The organism is Pseudomonas sp. CBZ-4, assembly GCF_000346755.1.
GTDB lineage: Bacteria > Pseudomonadota > Gammaproteobacteria > Pseudomonadales > Pseudomonadaceae > Aquipseudomonas.
The window spans coordinates 1-15587 of sequence record NZ_ANNV01000014.1 but is presented as its reverse complement, the minus strand read 5'-3'; the positions used below and the strand labels follow the sequence as shown (position 1 = coordinate 15587).

Genomic DNA, 15587 nt, shown 5'->3' with positions numbered 1-15587 from the left:
CGGTCTCTAGTGTGGGTTGACGATGGCAGCGTGGGTGCGCAGCACCAGCAGGCCGCCGAGGGCGATAAACAAGGCGAGTACGTAGAGGGCCAGGCTGGCGCTCTGGGTGGCGTCACGCATCCAGCCGATCAGGTACGGTGCGAGAAACGCGGCGATGCTGCCAAAGGAGCTGATCATGGCGATGCCGGCAGCCTGGGTGGTGTTGGAGAGGAACGCCGGGGGCAGTTGCCAGAACATCGGCAGGGCGGCGCTGGCGCCCATGCCGGCGACGACCAGCCCGCTCATCACCAGCAGCGCATTGCCCGGTGCCAGGCCCGCCACGGCGATGCCGACGGCGGCCATCAGCAGTGGCACGCACAGGTGCCAGCGGCGTTCGCGATGGCGGTCGGACGAACGCCCGCAGGCGATCATAAAGAAGCAGCCGGCCAGGTACGGCAAGGCACTGAGCAGGCCGACCTGACTGTCGCGGCCGATGCCGGCGCCGTGGATCAGGGTGGGCATCCAGAACGCCAGGGTGTTCACCGCCAGCATCACCGCAAAATACACCGCCACCAGCAACCACACCTGGGGGTCGCGCAGGATGCCGCCGAACGAGGTGATGGTCTTGCGTTGTTCTTCGCTGCGCAGTTGTGCGTGCAGCTGCTGTTTCTGTTCGGCGCTGAGCCAGTGCACGCTGTCGAAACCGTCCGGCAGCCACTTGAGCACCACCAGCCCAAGCAGCACCACGGGCGCGCCTTCGATCAGAAACATCCATTGCCAGCCGCGCATCCCGCCTACGGCCTGGAAGTGCTCCAGGATCGCCCCGGACAACGGCCCGCCGAGCACGCCGGACAACGGCCCGCCGAGCACGCCGGCCATGGGCACGGCGATGGCGAACAGCGCGGTGACCTGGGCCCGCCGGCGCGCCGGGTACCAGCGGTTGAGATAGACCAGGATTCCGGGGAAAAACCCCGCCTCGGCCACCCCCAGCAAAAAGCGCAGCACATAGAAGCCACGGGCGCTTTCCACCCAGAGCATGGCGGTGGACAACAGGCCCCACACCACCATCAGGCTGGCGATCCAGCGCCTCGGCCCGACGCGATCCAGCGCCATGTTGCTGGGCACGCCGAACAGCGCGTAGGCGATGAAAAACAACCCGGCGCCGAAACCGTAGACCGTGTCACTGAAGTGCAGGTCGCTGCTCATCTGCATCTTCGCGAAGCCGATGTTGATACGGTCCAGGTGGGCGAACAAGTAACACACCAGCAACAGCGGCATCAGGCGCCACGTCACTAAACGATGGGTGCGGTCGTGCTCAGCCAGCGCGAGGCTGGCAGTGGAGTGGGCTGTGCTCATGATGTTGTACTTTTTGTCTGAGTGGCCGTGAGGGAGTCGGCAGGGTTCAGCCCGCCGGGTTGTTCAGGAATGCATGCACGTTGTTCTGCTTGAAGTTGAGCTGCGGGTGCAACTCGATCATTTCGAATGACAGCGCGAGCAAGCGCTGTGCTTGCAGCTCGGCGAAGTGCGCAGTGATCAGCGCGAACACGGTCTCGGCCACTGCCTGGCGCGTAGCCAGGTCGCGGCCATGGCCGACCTTGAGGGTCATGTGCACAAAGGCATAGTCGTGCTTGCCGTCGGCCATGCGCCAGGTGTCCAGGCGCACGCCCCGGCTGCGGATGCCGCCGAGGGGGAACACGCCACTGTCCCCCAGCACGCGGTGGACCTGTTCAAACAGGCCTGGCAGGTCGGCCTGTTGTTCGATGTTGTCGGTGTACTCGGCGATAAAGTGCGGCATGGGTTTCTCCCAGTTCTACAGCGGGAAAATCGCGTTGATCTGGCCGGTGCCCGAGCTGCCCAAGGGCGGCGTGATGATCTCGGCCGGCTGGGCATAGTCCGGTCCGCCCAACAGCCCGAGGAGCATCGCGGTGTCGTGCATCTTGCCTTCGCCGAAGCAGTGTTCGGCGTAATCCGGCAGCATTGCGCAGAACTCCTTGAAGCGGCCTTGCTGCCACATGTCCACCACGTGCAGGTCCATCTGCTTGTCGAACTCGCGTGTCCAGTGGTGAATATTCGCCTCGGCTTCGCGGTCGTCCGAGAAACGATGGGACAGCGACCCGGACGCCAGCACCAGCACCTTGCGCTCGCTCTTTTCGATGGCGCGGCGCACGGCGGCGCCGAATGCGAAGCTGTCCTCCAGGCGATGCCAGGCGCACCACGCGGCGATGGAAATGACCTTGAATTTCTGTTCTTCCGGCACGTCCATGTGCATGTAGCGCATGGGCACCAGCGTGCCGTATTCAAGCTCCAGGCTCGGGATGTCGTGGGCCATGCTGCGCACGCCCGCCAGGTTGGCCTCGGCGGCGATCAATTGGCCCAGTTCGGGGCAGCCGGGGTAGGCGTAGTCCATGTTCTTGATGAAGTGCGGCAGCTCATTGCTGGTGTAGGTGCCCTGGAATTGTTCGCCGCAGTTGATGTGATAGCCGCTGTTGACCAGCCAGTGCACGTCGAACACCACGGCCGTATCGGCCCCCAACGCCCGCGCGCGCCGGCCGATCTCCTTGTGGCCGGCAATCGCCGCTTCGCGACAGCCATGATGCTTGCCGGGCAGTTCCGACAAGTACATCGACGGTACGTGGCAGATCTTCGCTGCCAGGACCACTTCGCCCATGATGATTCTCCTGAGTATTTATTCTTGTTGGAGCGTGCCGTATTGGGTGCTACACACCCCAGCGCGGAATGTGATGGCTGCCCATGGAAATGCACACGTTCTTGATCTCGGCAAACACTTCAAAGCTGTACTGGCCGCCTTCACGCCCGGTGCCGGAGCCTTTCACGCCGCCGAATGGCTGGCGCAGGTCACGCACGTTCTGGCTGTTGATAAATACCATGCCAGCTTCAATCCCGTACGCCAGGCGGTGGGCCTTGCCAATGTCCTGGGTCCAGATATAGGACGCCAGGCCGTACTCGGTGTCGTTGGCCAACTGCAAGGCCTCGGCTTCATCCTTGAACGGGATCAGGCACACCACCGGGCCGAAGATTTCTTCCTGGGCGATGCGCATCGTGTTGTTTACATCGGCAAACACCGTTGGCTGGATGAACTGGCCGCGGCTCAAATGCGCCGGCAGGTTGGCTGGGCGCTCCAGGCCGCCGGCGAGCAGGGTGGCGCCTTCTTCGAGGCCGATCTTGATGTAGCCGGTGACCTTGTCATAGTGCGCCTGGGTGATCATCGAGCCGACCTGGGTGTTCGGGTCCTGCGGGTCGCCCACGATCAAGCGCTTGGCGCGGGCGGCGAACTCGGCGACAAACTGCGGGTAGATGCTTTCCTGGATGAAGATCCGGCTGCCGGCGGTGCAGCGTTCGCCATTCAGGGAGAAAATGGTGAACAGGGCGGCGTCGAGGGCGCGCTGCAGATCGGCATCTTCGAAAATCAGCACCGGCGACTTGCCGCCCAGTTCCATCGAGTACTTTTTCAGGCCGGCGGTCTGCATGATTTTCTTGCCGGTGGCGGTGCCGCCGGTGAAGGAAATCGCACGCACGTCAGGGTGGCGTACCAGCGCATCGCCGGCGGTGGCGCCGTAGCCCTGGATCACATTGAGCACACCGTCGGGAATCCCCGCTTCCACCGCCAGACGCCCCAATTCATTGGCGGTCAGCGGCGACAGTTCCGACATCTTCAGCACCGCCGTATTGCCCAGTGCCAGGCACGGCGCGGTCTTCCAGGTGGCGGTCATGAACGGTACGTTCCACGGCGACACCAGCGCGCACACGCCCACCGGCTGGTAGAGGGTGTAGTTGAGCATCTGGTCGTCCACCGGGTAGGTGTGGCCGTCCATGCGCGTGCAGACTTCGGCGAAGAAATCGAAGTTGTGCGAGGCGCGGGGGATCAGTACGTTTCTGGTCTGGTGGATCGGCAGGCCGGTGTCGAGGGTTTCCAGCTCGGCCAGGTGGGGCACGTTCTGTTCGATCAGCTCACCGAGCTTGCGCATCAGGCGCGCGCGCTCCTTGGCCGGGGTGCTGGCCCACTTGGGGAAGGCTTCCTTGGCCGCTGCGACGGCTTGCGCCACTTCCGCTGCGCCGCCGCTGGCGACTTCACCGATGGCTTCGCCGGTGGCCGGGTTGTAGTTGGTGAAGGTGTCTTTGCTTTCGACCTCGCGGCCGTTGATCCAGTGTTTGATCATGTCGCTCACGCCTCGTTACGCACGCAGAAGAATTCGGTCTCGCTGACAATTCGGTTGACCAGACGGCCCACACCTTCGACTTCCACCACCACGTCATCGCCCGGTACCACATCGGCCAGGCCTTCGGGCGTGCCGGTGGCGATCATGTCGCCGGGTTGCAGGGTCATGAAACCGGACAGGTATTCGATGAGGTAGGGGATATCGAAGATCATGTCGCGGGTGCTGCCTTCCTGGCGCAGCTCACCATTGACCCAGGTGCGCAGCGTCAGGTTGGCGGGGTCGGGCACATCGGCCACATCGACGATCCACGGGCCGACCGGGGTGGTGGCATCGCGGTTTTTAACGCGCAGGTTGGGGCGGTAGTAGTTTTCCAGGTAGTCACGGATCGCGTAGTCGTTGCACAGCGTGTAGCCGGCCACGTAGTCGAGGGCGTCGGCGCGCTTGACGTTGCGCGCGGTCTTGCCGATCACGGCCACCAGCTCGCACTCGTAGTGCATGTACGCGACGTTGTCCGGGCGCCAGGTGACCTGGCGGTGGCCGGTATAGGTGCCGACGGACTTGATAAAAACCAGGGGCTCGGTGGGTGGCGCGAAGGCCAGTTCGGCGGCGTGGTCCGCGTAGTTCAGGCCGAGGGCGAACATTGTGCCGGTGGCCGGTGGCAGCCACTCCACCTGATGTTCAGCGAGCCGCCGGCCATCGCCCAGGCGCACGCCATTATCGGCCTCGACCTGCACAGCGTGGGTTTCACCTTCAAAACGGATACGGGCGTGTTTCATGGGGCGATCTCCGCTTGAATGGGGTTGACCAGGCGGCCGACGCCGCTGATCTCGACTTCAACCGTGTCGCCAGGTTGCACATCGACACGGCCTTCGGGGGTGCCGGTGATCAGTACGTCGCCGGGGTGCAGGGTCATGAACTCGCTGATCTCGGCGATCAGTTGGGGGATGTCGCGGACCCAATTGGCGGTGGAATTCTCTTGGCGCAGCTGGCCGTTGACCCACAGCTTGAGGCTCAGTTGCTGGGGGTTGGGCACCTGGTCACGCGGGATCAAGTGCGGCCCGAGCACGCAAAAACCGTCGCGGCATTTGGCTTTGACGGCCGGGCGGTAGTAGCTGTCTTCCGGCAGGCTGAACTCGTTGACCACGACGTAACCCGCCACATGGGTCATGGCATTTTCCACGCGCACACGGCTCGCGCGCTCGCCGATCACCACGCCCAATGCCGGCCCCGGTTGCAGGCGTTCACCCTGCGGGTGCAGTACCGCTGCGCCATGTTCGTTGCGGGTGTTCGGGGTCTTGATAAACAACACCGGCTTGCCTGGCGGTTTCTGGTAGGGCGCCTGCTGGAAGGCGGCGAGATGCTGGTCCAGCAGGCCCTGATAGTTCAGCGCGACGCCGAACAAGGTGCCGCTGGCAACATCATGCAGGGTACGGCTCATGCGTTTCTCCTGGCGGTGGCGACTGCTGCATAGGCAGTTCGTTAAGTTGTTAACGTTATAATTAATATGTTAACTACCGTCAAGCATGGCAAAATCCACCGGCATCAAAACAACAAGAAGAGGGCACTGTGCAGCCGATCCCCAATATCAACATCGGGCAGGTCTACGACCAGCGTTACAGCGACGCCGAGGTGCATTACGACAAGCTCGGCAACCTGGCGGGTTTTTTCGGGCGCAATATGCCCGTGCATCGGCATGACCGGTTTTTCCAGGTGCATTACGTGAAAAGCGGCGCGGTGCGGGTATATCTGGATGACCGCCAGTATGTGGAATCGGGCCCGATGTTTTTTCTCACGCCGCCCACGGTGCCTCACGCCTTTGTGACCGAGGCGGACGCCGATGGGCATGTGCTGACGGTGCGCCAGCAACTGGTGTGGGCCTTGATCGAAGCCGACCCCAGCCTCGCCTCAGGCGCCGCGTGTGTGGCGCTGACGGCGCAAAGCCAGGGGCTGGATCAGCTGTTCGAAGAACTGTGCAGTGAAATCAACGCCGAGCGCGCAGGGCGCGCCGCCGCCCTGGACAGCCTTACACGGCTGATCATGATTCGCCTGTTGCGCCTGTGCGCCCACTCGTTGCCCGCGCGGCCTACACGCCATGAAGACCTGCGCATCTTCCATCGCTTCAACGAACTGATCGAAGCCCATTACCTCGAGCACTGGCCGCTGGCGCGTTATGCCGCCGGCATCGGCGTGACCGAAGCGCGGCTCAATGAAGTCTGCCGGCGCCTGGCCGACCTGCCGTCCAAGCGCCTGATCCTTGAACGTGTGATGCAGGAGGCCAAGCGTCTGCTGTTGTTTACCGGTAGCTCGGCAAATGAAATCTGCTACCAGCTGGGCTTCAAGGACCCGGCGTATTTCAGCCGGTTTTTCCTGCGCTATGCCCAGGTGACGCCGGGGGAATACCGGCTGCGGCAGTCGGGGCTGCGCTGACCCCCCACGCGCCGCCCAGCGCTGTATACAAGCGCACGTGCGCCACCAGTTGCGCAAGCTGGTCGACAATCAACGCCTGCTGCGAACTGAACAGCGCCCGCTGTGCATCGAGAAAGGTGAGGTTGCTGTCCACCCCGCTGCGGTAACGATGCTGGGCCAAGTTGTAATACGTCTGGTTGGCCGCGACAAAATCCCGTTGTGCGGCGAGTTGGTCGGTATAGGTCTGGCGTGCAGCGAGGCCGTCGGCGACTTCCTGGAAGGCGGCCTGGATGGCTTTTTCGTACTGGGCCACGCTGATGTCTTTTTGCAGCTTGGCGTAGTCGAGGCTGGCGCGCAGGCTGCCGGCGTTGAAGATCGGCAGGTTGATCTGCGGCTGGAAGGTCCAGGTGCCAGAGCCGCCCTTGAACAGCCCGGACAGTTCGGTGCTGGCGCTGCCAGTGTTGGCGGTGAGGCTCACCGACGGGAAAAACGCGGCACGGGCGGCGCCGATATTTGCATTGGCAGCTTGCAGTTGGTATTCGGCCTGGAGGATGTCGGGGCGCCGTTGCAGCAGGTCCGAGGGCAGCCCGGCCGGCACCTGCGCCACCAGTTCGGTGGTCAGCGGGCGGGCGGGCAGGGTGGCATCCACCGGCGCGCCCACCAGCAAGACCAGGCTGTTGAGGTCCTGGGCCACCTGGCGTTGGTAGCGGGCCACGCTGGCACGGGTGCTTTCGACGCTGGTGCGGGCCTGCACCACCTCCAGCGCCGAAGCCTTGCCCGCGTTTTTGCTGCGCTGGGTCAGGTGCAGGCTGTGGTCGTCGGCGGCCAGGGTTTGCTGGGCCAATGCCAGCAGTTCCTGATCGGCCCGCCAGGTCAGGTAGGCGTTGGCGACGTTGGCCACCAGGCTCAATTGCGCGCTGCGCCGCGCCTGTTCGGTGCCCAGATAGGTCAGCATCGCCTGTTCGCTGAGGCTGCGTACGCGGCCGAATAAATCCAGCTCGTAGGCGCTGAGGCCCAAGGTGGCGGAATAGCTTGAGGTGATTGCGGACTGGCCGGTGCCGGTCACGTCCGCGGGCAGCTTTTGCCGCTTGCCCACGGCGCTGGCGGACACTGCCGCGAACAGGTCCGCGCGCTGGATGCGGTACTGCGCCTGGAAGGCTTCGACATTCAACGCCGCCACCCGCAGGTCACGGTTGTTGCGCAGCGCGTCGGCAATCAGTTGTTGCAGCGCCGGGTCCTGGAACACCGGCTGCCAGTCCGTGGTGACCGCCGAGGTGTACACCCCGCCCTGGGGATACTGCGCCGGGATTGGCGCGGCGGGCCGCTGGTAGTGCGGGATCAGCGAGCAACCGCCGAGCAGGCAGGCGAGGGTGAGCGTCAGAGTGCGCATCAGGCGCCCACCATCCATTTCGCCAGCCCATGTCGGCCGCTCACGCCCAGCTTGGCGGCGGCACGCTTGAGGTAGGTCTCCACCGAGCTGTTTTTCACGCTGAGCTTTTGCGCCATCTGCGGCACGGTGCCACCGGTCAACAGGCCCAGGCAGACTTCCTGCTCCCGCGCCGACAAGGTGATATCGCTGAGCGCCAGGCGCTTGTAGAACTCACGCTGCAATTGCGACTGTTCCTGCACGCTATGTGGCGCTTCGACCTCGCTGTGTGGCGCTTGGCGCAGGCTGTGTGCATGCCGCTCCATCAGGGGCAACAGGGTCTCCGAAAGGCACTTGAGAAACGACAACTCGGCGAGGGAAAAACCGCGCTGGGTAGGCGGGCGGTACAAGGAAATCACACAGCGCCGGCTGGCCTGGCGCGACACCAGGTTGCACTGGTGTGAACTGCCGCCCTTGGCTTTCATCTGGATCAGCAGCGGGGCCTGCATGCGCAACATGTCCCGCAGCAGCGGATGGGTGTCGAGCGGGTGCAGGGTCTGGGGCGCCGACCACGCCTGCTTGAGCCCCGCGCTGCCGAGCAAGGTGATGTCGAGCACGCTGTCGCGGGTTTCATCGAGGGTCCATTCACTGAGGTCCACCAAGTGGATCGGTACCCATTTGTCTACCAGCTGCAACAGGTTGGCGGCGAAAGCCTCATGGCCACTGTTTGCAATCAACTCACCCATCTCGGCGTAGAAATGCGGGTTGTCCGTGGTGCCAATACTCTGCGTCAAGCTCATAGCCATCTCATCCTTGATGTCCAAAATCGTCAGCAATCAGCCCGTGAAATCCTATTCAGCCAGGTGATTTGTCCTACGTATGTAGCAGAAATGCGTGACACAAGCTGCCATAAAAACAACGTCATTAATTCGACGTTTCTGACAGTGTTTTCCGCCTGAGAAAACTGGAAAATAATCTGAAATGTTAGTTAAGTTGTTGAAATTGAAAATAAATTATTTTCATTTTGGCGGCTTGCAACCAAGCGGCATCGGCCAGTCATAGCGAATGTCCTACATCCATTTAATCGTTTCAGCGGTGGGCCTTCCGCCAAACCCAATTCCATCCATTTGGATGTCCGGGTTTAGGGTGACAGACAGGCCCCGGACCCCATGCTCAAATCCGGCAATTTCGCCGTAGTGGGCCCTCCTGCGCGGCCAGTGCCTGATACCCATGAGAAGGATCTTATGCAGCCCTTACCCTGCCTGCCGACCCGCTTGCCCCTCACCGCCGCCCAACAGGACATCTGGCTCGACCAACTGCGCCAGGGCGACTCGCCGCTGTACAACATCGGTGGCTACGTGGACTTTGCCGGTGCCGTGGTGCCGGCGCTGATCGAGCGCGCCGTCGTGCAACTGGTGGCCACCCACGATGCGCTGCGCAGCCAACTGCATGGCGGCGCGGATGGCCTGCCGCAGCAAACCTTTGTGGCCGAGATGGCGGCCGAGGTGGTTCTGCATGACGTGTCGGCGCAGCCCGATCCCCTCGCGGCGTTCCAGGCCCTGATGCAGGCGCAGATGGCCCGGCCCTATGCCCTGGCAGGCGAGCCGCTGTTCCGCTTCTTCCTGGTCAAGCTTGGCAGCCAGCACTACCGCCTCGGCACCCAGGCCCATCACTTGATCCTCGATGGCTGGGGCTTTGGCCAGATGCTGCAATCCCTTGCCGGGCTGTACAGCGCCCTGGAGCAGGGGCGGGCGCTGGTGCAGCAGGCGCCGTCCTATCGCGACTTTATCGACGCCGACCTGAGCTATCGGCAGTCGCCGCGTTATGCCCGTGACCGTGCCTATTGGCTGGACAAGTACCAGACCTTGCCGGAACCGCTGCTGACACCGCGCCACACCGCCAAGGCGCCGAGCAATACCTGGGTGCAGGACTTTCCGCTGGCCTTGCTCGAACGCATGGAGCAGGTTGCCACGGGTTACCAGGCGTCAGCGTTTCATGTGCTGCTGGCGGCGCTTCACGTGTATTTCACCCGCACCGGCCAGCGTGAGGAATGGGTGGTGGGGGTGCCGATTCTCAACCGCGCCAACGCCCGTTTTCGCGCCACGGTCGGGATGTTTGCCCAGGTCAGTGCGGTGCGGTTGCAGTTCGATGCGCAACTGCCTTTTGGTGAATTGGTACGTGGCGTGCGCGACCAACTGCAGCAGGATTTTCGCCACCAGCGCTTTCCCCTGAGTGAGATGAACCGCGAGCTGGGCCTGCGCCGCAGCGGGCGCGAGCAGTTGTTCGAGGTGTCGCTGTCGTTCGAGCAGGACGACCATGACCTGCGTTACGGCGACGTCCGGGCGCGGGCGGTCAAGGTATCCAATCAGCATGAACCGCTGCCGTTGGCCATCCACCTGCGCAGCAACCGCCAGCAGGGCAGTGCGTGCCTGCATTGTGTGTACAACGAGGGGTATTTCCAGCACGCCGAGGTGCAGGCGCTGGCGCAGCGTTTGATCTGGCTGCTGGAGCAGGGGCTGGACGACAGTGCGGTGCCGGTCGGTGAACTGGCGTTGGTGACGCCGGCCGAGCAGGCCCGGTTGCAGCAGTGGAATGCCACGGTGCGGCCGCTGGTTGAACCGCACACCGTGCACGAGCGCATCGCGGCGCAGGTCGCGCGCACGCCGCAGGCCATTGCGGCGAAGTATCAGGGGCAGTCGCTGACCTACGCCGAACTCGACCAGCAGGCCAATGGCTTGGCCCATCAACTGCTGGCCCACGGCGTGCAGCCGGATGATCGGGTGGTAATCCTCGCCCGGCGCGGCCTCGACACGCTGGTGGGGTTGTTGGCGATTCTCAAGGCCGGCGCCTGCTACGTGCCGGTCGACCCGGCCCATCCCGCCGAGCGCCTGCATTACTTGCTGCACGACAGCGCGCCGGTGCTGGTACTGGTCCAACCCGAGCTGTTGCACCGCCTGCCCCCGCTGGCGGTGCCCGTGATCGTGCTGGGCCACGCAGCAGAGCCGGCAACCCAGCCGCCGCGTGTTGCGGTCAGCCCGACGCACCTGGCCTATGTGATTTACACCTCCGGTTCCACTGGTTTGCCCAAGGGCGTGATGGTCGAGCACCACAGCGTCTGCAACCTCGTGGACTGGCACTGCCAGGCGTTCGACCTGCACGCCGGCAGCCATACCGCGAGTGTCGCCGGCTTTGGCTTTGATGCGATGGCCTGGGAAGTCTGGCCGGCGTTGTGCGTGGGCGCCACCTTGCACCTGCCACCGGCCCATGACGACGCCGAGGACATCGACGCGCTGTTGCACTGGTGGCAGGCGCAACCGCTGGACGTGTGTTTCTTGCCAACGCCGGTGGCCGAATACGCTTTCAGCCAGGGCCTGGGCCACCCGACCTTGCGCACCTTGCTGATTGGCGGCGACCGCCTGCGCGCGTTCCCCCAGGCGCAGACCTTTGCCGTGATCAACAACTACGGGCCGACCGAAGCCACGGTGGTCGCCACCTCCGGCCGCGTCGAGGTGGGGCAGCCGTTGCATATCGGCGCGCCGGTGGCGAATGCCTGCATTTACCTGCTGGATGCGCAGCAGCGCCCGGTGCCCATTGGCGTCACGGGGGAGTTGTATGTCGGCGGCAACGGCGTGGCCCGGGGTTACTTCAACCGGCCGGAACTGACGGCGCAGCGCTTCGTCGATGACCCCGACACGGGCGGACGGATGTACCGCACCGGCGACCTGGCGCGCTGGCTGCCCGACGGCAACCTGGAATACCTCGGCCGCAACGATGACCAGGTGAAAATCCGCGGCGTGCGTATCGAACTGGGCGAGATCGAAGCGGCGCTGGCCGCGCACCCGCAGGTTGCCGACGCGGTGGTGCTGTGTCGCGAAGGGCAACTGCTGGCATGGTTTATCGAGCGTGAGCCGGTGGCAATCGAAGCATTGCGCAGCCATCTGCAAGCCTCGTTGCCCGACTATATGCTGCCCGTGGCCTACACCCGGCTGGCGGCGTTGCCGCTGACCGCCAACGGCAAACTCGACCGCAAAGCATTGCCAGCACCGACTCAGGACGCATTCGTGACGCGTGTGTTCGAGGCCCCGCACGAGGGCGTGGAAACCACCCTGGCCCTGCTGTGGGCCGAGCTGTTGCAGGTCGCGCAAGTGGGGCGGCACGATCACTTTTTCGAGCTGGGCGGCCACTCGCTGTTGGCGGTGCAATTGGTGCAGCGCATGCGTCAGGCCGGCCTGCGTGCCGATGTGCAGGTGTTGTTCGGCCAGCCGACGCTGGCGGCCCTGGCGGCGGTGAGCGAGGGCCGCGACAGCGACGTGCCGGCCAACCGCGTGCCGGCTGATTGCGTCGCCCTTACGCCAGATCTGCTGGCCCTGGCCACGCTGGATCAGGCCAGCCTGGATCGCATCGTCGCCGGCATCCCCGGTGGTGCGGCGAATGTGCAGGAGATCTACCCGCTGGCGCCGTTGCAGGAAGGGTTGCTCTACCACCACCTCACCGATGAGCACGATCCGTATCAGCAACAGGCGCTGTTCAGCTTTGCCGGCCGTGCGCAGTTGGATGGATTTGCCCAGGCGCTGCAACAGGTGATCGACCGCCACGATATCCTGCGTACCAGCCTGGTGTGGGACGCCCTTGAGCAGCCGATGCAAGTGGTGTGGCGCGCGGCGACGCTGCGGGTCGAGCCGCTGCACGAAGCCTGTGCGCCGCTGGATTTGCGCCAGGCGCCGCTAATGGCCCTGGACTATCGCGAGGAGCCGGAGCAGCAGCGCTGGGTCGCGCGGCTGCGCTTTCATCACTTGGTGAACGACGCGACGTCCACCACGATTCTGCTGGATGAAATACGTGCTCATCTGCTTGGTGAGCAGGCGCGCTTGCCCGCGCCAGTGCCGTATCGCAATGTGGTCGCACAGGCGCGTCTGCCCGAGCATCAGGCGGTGCGCGAAGCGTTCTTTCGTGAGCGTCTGGGTGATGTCGATGAGCCGACCCTGGCCTTCGGTCTTCAGGAATATCGGGCGCAGCCTGCCGACACCGAAGCCGCCGAACAGGCGTTGGGCGACCCCCTCAACCAGCGCTTGCGCGCGCAGGCAAGGGGCCTGGGCGTGAGCGCCGCAAGCCTGTTCCACCTGGCCTGGGCCCAGGTTCTCAGCCGCGTGGCCGGCCGTGAGGATGTGGTGTTCGGCAGCGTACTGCTCGGTCGCTTGCAAGCGGGCGAGGGCGCCGACCGGGCCCTTGGCATGTTCATCAACACCTTGCCGCTGCGCTTGTGTTTGGCCGGGCAGAATGTGGTCGAAGCGGTGCGCGACACCCATCGCCAATTGAGCGCGCTGCTGGTCCATGAGCAAGCCTCCCTCGCCCTGGCTCAACGTTGCAGCCAGGTGGCGCCGCTGTTCAACAGCCTGCTCAATTTTCGGCATACCGCCGCAGACGCCGTGCCGGACCTGGGGCCGGGCATCGCCTTGCTCAGCAGCGAAGACATCCTCAGTTATCCGCTGATGCTCACCGTGGACGATGTTGCCAGCGGCTTTCGCCTCAAGGCCAAGGCGCCGCGCCAGGTCGGTGCCGCGCGTTTGCTGGGCTACCTCGACACGGCGCTCAACGGCCTGGCGGACGCACTTGAGCATGCCCCGCAAAGCCCATTGCGCGACGTGCCGGTGCTGCCCGCCAGCGAATTGCACAGGCTGTTGGTGGACCTCAATGCGACCGCCATCGACCACGACGAAACCCAGACCGTGCAAGCGCTGTTCGAGGCCCACGCGCGGCATATCCCCCATGCCGTGGCGGTGCAGGCCGGCACGTTGCAACTGACCTATCGTGAACTCAACGAGCGCGCCAACCAGCTCGCGTATGGCCTGCGTGAACGCGGGGTGCAGCCGGATTCGCGGGTGGCGCTGTGCGTCGAGCGCGGGCTCGACCTGGTGGTGGGGCTGCTGGCCATTCTCAAGGCGGGCGGCGCCTATGTGCCGCTGGACCCGAGCTATCCCCGCGAACGCCTGGCCTACATGCTCCACGACAGCCAGCCGGTGGCGTTGCTGGTGCAGGACGCCACCCGCGACTTGCCCGGTGACGTGGCGATCCCGGTGTTCGACTTCGACCGCTGCACCTGGCAGCAGGCGCCTGCCGGCAACCCACGGGTGCCGGGGCTGACCCCCACCAACCTGGCTTACGTGATGTACACCTCGGGCTCCACCGGCACGCCCAAGGGCGTGATGATCGAGCACCGCGGCCTGACCAACCTGCTGCACTGGGGCTCGCAGCTGTGCCCGAACGCCGAAGGCGGCGCGCTGTTGCAACGTGCGCCGTTCAGCTTCGACGGCTCGGTGTGGGAGCTGTTCTGGCCGCTGGCCAATGGCATGCGCCTGGTGCTGGCGCGGCCCGATGGGCATCGCGAACCGGCGTACCTGGCGCAGGTGATCCGTGATGAAAAAATCACTGTGATCAAGTTCGTGCCGGCGATGTTGCAGCAGTTCCTCGAACTGGACGAGTCGGCGTTGTGCAGCAGCCTGACCGATGTGCTGTGTGGCGGCGGCGAACTCACCGAGGCCCTGGCCCGTGGCGTGCAGGCGCGTCTGCCGCAGGTGCGTTTGCACAACGTCTATGGCCCCACGGAAGCCACGGTGGATAGCAGCGCCTGGACCCTGGCACCGGGCGCCCGCGTGCCTGCGCTGCAATTGCCGATTGGTCGGCCGATCAGCAATACCCGCCTGTACGTGCTCGACGAACACGATGCGCCGGTGCCGATGGGCGTCAGCGGCCACTTGCATATTGGCGGGGTCGGCGTGGCACGCGGTTACCTGGGGCTGGCGCAGCTGACCGCCGAGCGTTTTATCGACAGCCCGTTTGTGGCCGGTGATCGCCTGTACCGCACCGGCGACCTGGTGCGGTATTTGCCGGATGGTGACCTGCAATTTCTTGGGCGCAACGACTTCCAGGTCAAGCTGCGTGGCGTGCGCCTGGAGCTGGGGGAAATCGAAGCGTGCCTGGCGGCGCATCCGGCGTTGCGTGAAGTGGCGGTGCTGATTCGTGACGAGCGTTTGGTGGCGTATTTCACCCCGCGCGCCGAGGCGCCGAGCCCGGAGGTGTTGCGTGCCCATGTGCTGGAGCAACTGCCGGAGTACATGGTGCCGGCGGCGTTTGTGCAGCTTGACGCGTTGCCGCTGAACCCGGCCGGTAAGCTCGATCGCAAGGCGCTGCCGGAGCCTGGTTTGGCGTCGGTGCTCAGTCGCGCGTATGTGGCGCCGGTGGGGGAGGTTGAAACGGTGATGGCTGGGATCTGGGCCGAGGTGTTGAAGTTGGAAAGGGTGGGGCGCCACGATCACTTTTTCGAACTGGGTGGGCATTCGTTGCTGGCGGTGAATGTGGTGGCGCGGATGCGCAAGGCGGGGCTGGAGGTGGATGCGCGGACGTTGTTCAGTCAGCCGACGTTGGCGCAGTTGGCGGTGTGTACGGTGGCGCAGGTTGAGCAAGTGGCTGTTGCTGAAACCGCTATCCCTGCGCTCAATCGCCGTCGTCGGATTTGAAACCTGACATTGATTGAATGTAGACGCTGGCTTGTGTGGGAGCTGGCTTGCCTGCGATAGCGGTCTTTCTGTGTACATATCCATTATTTGGGTTACGGCTGCTTATGGTTCCGCCCTTACGGCGGCTCACTTTTGAAGAGCGCA

General features: G+C 64.3%; 10 protein-coding genes. 2 read left to right on the top strand and 8 right to left on the bottom strand.

Features of this window, described 5'->3' with window-relative positions; all coding sequences use genetic code 11:
* Positions 1–6 precede the first annotated feature (6 nt).
* The 6 genes from B348_RS0102225 to B348_RS0102200 are packed head-to-tail and all read right to left on the bottom strand — an operon-like array spanning position 7 to position 5595.
* A complete protein-coding gene (locus B348_RS0102225) occupies positions 7–1335 on the bottom strand; it encodes an MFS transporter (RefSeq protein ID WP_017734533.1) in 1329 nt (442 codons plus the stop codon).
* A gap of 46 nt (positions 1336–1381) precedes the next feature.
* A complete protein-coding gene (locus B348_RS0102220) occupies positions 1382–1774 on the bottom strand; it encodes a 5-carboxymethyl-2-hydroxymuconate Delta-isomerase (protein ID WP_017734532.1) in 393 nt (130 codons plus the stop codon).
* A 15-nt stretch (positions 1775–1789) separates the two neighbouring features.
* Complete coding sequence (gene hpaD / locus B348_RS0102215; RefSeq protein WP_017734531.1) at positions 1790–2647, bottom strand: 3,4-dihydroxyphenylacetate 2,3-dioxygenase; 858 nt, start codon at positions 2645–2647, stop codon at positions 1790–1792.
* Positions 2648–2696: 49 nt separating this feature from the next.
* Positions 2697–4157, bottom strand: coding sequence for a 5-carboxymethyl-2-hydroxymuconate semialdehyde dehydrogenase (gene hpaE / locus B348_RS0102210; RefSeq protein WP_017734530.1), 1461 nt, complete (start codon positions 4155–4157; stop codon positions 2697–2699).
* 5 nt (positions 4158–4162) lie between these two features.
* Positions 4163–4933 carry a fumarylacetoacetate hydrolase family protein gene (locus tag B348_RS0102205; RefSeq protein ID WP_017734529.1) on the bottom strand — a complete coding sequence of 257 codons (771 nt, stop codon included), beginning with the start codon at positions 4931–4933 and terminating at the stop codon, positions 4163–4165.
* Entirely contained in the window at positions 4930–5595 is a 666-nt protein-coding gene (locus B348_RS0102200) for a fumarylacetoacetate hydrolase family protein (protein WP_017734528.1), read from the bottom strand. Before B348_RS0102200 ends, B348_RS0102205 begins: the two co-directional genes overlap by 4 nt.
* 128 nt (positions 5596–5723) lie before the next feature.
* On the opposite strand from B348_RS0102200, the gene hpaA reads away from it, so the two are divergent.
* Entirely contained in the window at positions 5724–6584 is an 861-nt protein-coding gene (gene hpaA, locus B348_RS0102195) for a 4-hydroxyphenylacetate catabolism regulatory protein HpaA (protein WP_017734527.1), read from the top strand.
* Here hpaA and B348_RS0102190 read toward each other — a convergent pair.
* Together B348_RS0102190 and B348_RS0102185 are read right to left on the bottom strand one after the other, a co-directional pair.
* Positions 6511–7953, bottom strand: coding sequence for an efflux transporter outer membrane subunit (locus tag B348_RS0102190; protein WP_157356463.1), 1443 nt, complete (start codon positions 7951–7953; stop codon positions 6511–6513). The two genes, hpaA and B348_RS0102190, sit on opposite strands and share 74 nt — an antisense overlap.
* On the bottom strand, positions 7953–8729 hold the full coding sequence (locus tag B348_RS0102185) for a helix-turn-helix transcriptional regulator (RefSeq protein ID WP_017734525.1): 777 nt from the start codon (positions 8727–8729) through the stop codon (positions 7953–7955). The genes B348_RS0102190 and B348_RS0102185 overlap by 1 nt, the downstream gene beginning before the upstream one ends.
* A 444-nt stretch (positions 8730–9173) precedes the next feature.
* Here B348_RS0102185 and B348_RS0102180 point away from each other — a divergent pair, with 444 nt between their 5' ends.
* The gene (locus B348_RS0102180; protein ID WP_017734524.1) at positions 9174–15443 is read left to right on the top strand and encodes a non-ribosomal peptide synthetase; all 6270 of its coding nucleotides are present in this window, start codon (positions 9174–9176) and stop codon (positions 15441–15443) included.
* Positions 15444–15587 lie beyond the last annotated feature (144 nt).

Excerpts from the sequence above, each read along its gene's own strand:
- B348_RS0102225 (WP_017734533.1), bottom strand. The coding sequence starts at position 1,335 with ATGAGCACAGCCCACTCCACTGCCAGCCTCGCGCTGGCTGAGCACGAC.
- B348_RS0102220 (WP_017734532.1), bottom strand. The coding sequence starts at position 1,774 with ATGCCGCACTTTATCGCCGAGTACACCGACAACATCGAACAACAGGCC.
- hpaD (WP_017734531.1), bottom strand. The coding sequence starts at position 2,647 with ATGGGCGAAGTGGTCCTGGCAGCGAAGATCTGCCACGTACCGTCGATG.
- hpaE (WP_017734530.1), bottom strand. The coding sequence starts at position 4,157 with ATGATCAAACACTGGATCAACGGCCGCGAGGTCGAAAGCAAAGACACC.
- B348_RS0102205 (WP_017734529.1), bottom strand. The coding sequence starts at position 4,933 with ATGAAACACGCCCGTATCCGTTTTGAAGGTGAAACCCACGCTGTGCAG.
- B348_RS0102200 (WP_017734528.1), bottom strand. The coding sequence starts at position 5,595 with ATGAGCCGTACCCTGCATGATGTTGCCAGCGGCACCTTGTTCGGCGTC.
- B348_RS0102190 (WP_157356463.1), bottom strand. The coding sequence starts at position 7,953 with ATGCGCACTCTGACGCTCACCCTCGCCTGCCTGCTCGGCGGTTGCTCG.
- B348_RS0102185 (WP_017734525.1), bottom strand. The coding sequence starts at position 8,729 with ATGAGCTTGACGCAGAGTATTGGCACCACGGACAACCCGCATTTCTAC.
- B348_RS0102180 (WP_017734524.1), top strand. The coding sequence starts at position 9,174 with ATGCAGCCCTTACCCTGCCTGCCGACCCGCTTGCCCCTCACCGCCGCC.